Annotated in this window: 2 protein-coding genes; one reads left to right on the plus strand and one right to left on the minus strand. The window is 42.9% G+C overall.

Annotated elements, in window-relative coordinates; all coding sequences use genetic code 11:
• Nucleotides 1-249 precede the first annotated feature (249 nt).
• Nucleotides 250-1,590 (plus strand): alanine/glycine:cation symporter family protein, encoded by a 1,341-nt coding sequence (locus tag N4310_RS08150; RefSeq protein WP_262092780.1) that lies wholly within the window; start codon nucleotides 250-252, stop codon nucleotides 1,588-1,590.
• Nucleotides 1,591-1,953: 363 nt separating this feature from the next.
• On the opposite strand, the gene N4310_RS08155 is transcribed toward N4310_RS08150, so the two are convergent.
• Nucleotides 1,954-2,529 (minus strand): transposase (locus N4310_RS08155; RefSeq protein WP_262092781.1); only part of this gene is annotated, 576 nt, incomplete at its 5' end.

Here is a 2,529-nt window from a genome sequence, read left to right on the forward strand (position 1 = left end):
CATTTTTATGAAATTGATGATGAGGAGTCAGAATCCTGACATTATTTTCAAAAAGAATAAGCAACGGGAATGATTCTAAAATTGGTTAAAATTGACAAAGGGGCTTTTTTGGTTTAAAATGGAGAAGTTGGTTTTTTTTAGAGAGACTCTAGTCTTTCTAAAATTAGAAAGGAAGTCTATATATCTTTCTCAAATGTGGTTTAATCTTGTCGAGGACTATATTTGATGATATTTTATATAGCAGTAGACATGTTAGAGATTTTAACGCAAGTCGATTCGTTTGTATGGGGACCCCCCCTTTTAATTTTATTGGTGGGAACAGGAATCTTCCTTAGTTTCCGTTTGGGCTTATTACAAGTTCTCCAATTGCCTCGTGCCTTGCAATTGATTTTTAAGGCCGATGACAAGGAGGGCGAAGGAGATATCTCGAGCTTTGCAGCCTTGAGTACGGCCCTGGCAGCGACCATTGGTACAGGCAACATTGTTGGGGTGGCGACAGCCATCAAGATGGGGGGACCAGGTGCTCTTTTCTGGATGTGGGTGGCAGCCTTTTTCGGAATGGCGACCAAATATGCAGAAGGAGTCTTGGCCATTCGTTACCGGGTCAAAGATGAAAAGGGATCAGCTTCTGGCGGACCAATGTACTATATCGTTAATGGTATGGGTGAGAAATGGCGGCCCTTGGCCAATTTCTTCGCAGGTGGAGCTGTGTTGACAGCCCTCTTGTCAACCGGAACCTTCACCCAGGTATCTTCCATTACCGACTCCATTAAAACTGGTTTGGGAATCGGATCAGAGATTACCGGACCAATCTTGACCATTTTAGTAGCCATTGCGATTTTTGGTGGGATTCACAGTATCTCCAAGATTTCGACAGCTGTTGTACCTTTTATGGCCTTGATCTATGTACTTGCTGCTGGAACTATTCTGGTTGTGAATGCGGATCAATTATTGCCAACTCTGGAGCTGGTTGTCAAAAGTGCCTTTAGCCCTGCCGCAGCCTTAGGAGGCTTTGCCGGAGCGACGGTACGAACAGCCATTCAAACAGGGATTGCGCGTGGAGTCTTCTCGAACGAATCCGGTATGGGAAGTGCGCCTATTGCCGCAGCTGCAGCGAAGACCGAGTCTCCTGTGGAACAAGGACTCATTTCGATGACCGGTACCTTCATTGATACCATTATTGTTTGTAGTCTAACAGGTTTGTCGATCTTAATTACCGGAACATGGAGTGGCGATGCTAATGGGGCCAGCTTGACCCAAGAAGCCTTTGCAACAGTTTTTGGAAACTTTGGCTCGATCCTCTTAATGCTCTTCTTGGTTCTTTTTGCCTTTACAACTATTATTGGCTGGAACTATTATGGCGAACGTTGCTTTGAGTTCCTCTTTGGCTTGCGCTTTATTTGGATTTACCGGGCTCTCTATGTGGCCTTTGTCTTCCTAGGAGCCTTCTTGACAGTTGACGTGATTTGGTTGATCGCAGACATTGTCAACGCCCTGATGGTATTGCCAAACCTCATCGCCCTTCTGGCGCTGAGTCCAATTGTGGTTCTGGAAACCAAGCAGTACTTAGAGAAACAAAAAAATCTCTAAAGAGATTTAGTAGTAGAAGGGAGTGGGATAGAACTAAGATGAAAAAAAATTAGTTTATTCGCTTTCTTAATTTTCTACCATTTGTCAACCATTTTTCTAAAAATTAGCCAATTTATTTGGCAGAGTGGTGCCTGCTGAGCCTAGTTGGCAAGCTAAGAGAAGGGGATTTTGTGTCAAGGCCTTGAGCGTTAGCGTGCCTTTACACGGAATCCCTCTTCTCTTACAATAGGCTAGCTCACAGGCAACTTTTGATGATTTTACCTATAACTTAAGACCAAATACCTAAAAAAGAGTACACTGAAACAGCACCTTGACTTTCAATTTTTTTCACAAGGTGCTATAATGGTATGGTACAATTATTCCTTATTGACTTTTAGAAAGACTATAGTCGTAAAGTTTATTGTGCGTTATGAGGTAATGAATCGTTCGAATGAGACGATGCATAGAGGCAATCACATGTGGCTTGGTTGAAGTCGCTTGTGATTGCTTTTTTCGTTTCTCATAAAAGTCCGCAATATGGCAGGGGTTGGTACGGCTAGCCGAAATGATGTTGTAAATACACCTAAAGAGAATTCTTCGTGCATAAGGATTCCCACGCTTCGTAATGTGTTCCTTGGCTAGATAGTCTCCAGATTCATAGTGTCTTAAATCAATACCGATAAAAGAATTTAGCTGATTCGCAGTTTTAAACCGACGAATATCCCCGAGTTCCCCGATAATACTGGTGGCAGTAGTTTCTGCAATTCCTGGAATAGACAATAAGATGTCATATTCTGGTAAGAACTCAGCGAGGCTCTTCATCTCATCTAGAGCAGCTTGCCGACAGTCCGATAATCGTTGTAATTCTTGAGCGTAGTAACGAGCTTGTTCAAGCATAGGAGAGTCTTTCTTAACAGCACAGTAAGACTGCTTAGCTAGGCTAATAAGCTTTTCCGTCAA

Origin of the sequence: Streptococcus danieliae, assembly GCF_025447695.1 — a bacterium.
In the GTDB taxonomy this organism is placed as follows: domain Bacteria; phylum Bacillota; class Bacilli; order Lactobacillales; family Streptococcaceae; genus Streptococcus; species Streptococcus danieliae.

Coding starts and splice junctions, on each gene's coding strand:
- N4310_RS08150 (WP_262092780.1), top strand. CDS start 250: ATGTTAGAGATTTTAACGCAAGTCGATTCGTTTGTATGGGGACCCCCC.